This is a genomic window from Paraburkholderia sp. SIMBA_030 (assembly GCF_046535245.1).
Lineage (GTDB): Bacteria > Pseudomonadota > Gammaproteobacteria > Burkholderiales > Burkholderiaceae > Paraburkholderia.
The window spans coordinates 1-248 of sequence record NZ_JAWRXB010001262.1 but is presented as its reverse complement, the minus strand read 5'-3'; the positions used below and the strand labels follow the sequence as shown (position 1 = coordinate 248).

The 248-nt window shown below is 62.5% G+C and carries 1 protein-coding gene; it reads left to right on the top strand.

The annotated features are described in order from the left end of the window. Positions 1–217, top strand: a 217-nt coding sequence (locus tag SB772_RS44090; RefSeq protein WP_410839035.1) for a cupin domain-containing protein, incomplete at its 5' end; no start/stop codon positions are given. Positions 218–248: the final 31 nt, after the last annotated feature.

Genomic DNA, 248 nt, shown 5'->3' with positions numbered 1-248 from the left:
GGGGTCGGAGGAAGTGCTGGTGGGCGTCGGCGAAAAATGCGGCCTCGTGATGGAGGGCACGGTGATCCTGAACGTGGGCGATCAGCGCGCCGAACTGCGCGCGGGCGACAGTTTCCAGTTCAAGAGCACGGTGCCGCACAGTGTGCGCAATGAAAGCAGCAAGACGGCGCGGCTGTTGTGGATCATGAACACGCGCCCGCCGGTCATTCATCTTTAAGTATCTCTGGCGGCGCCGCTTTTCGCCGGTA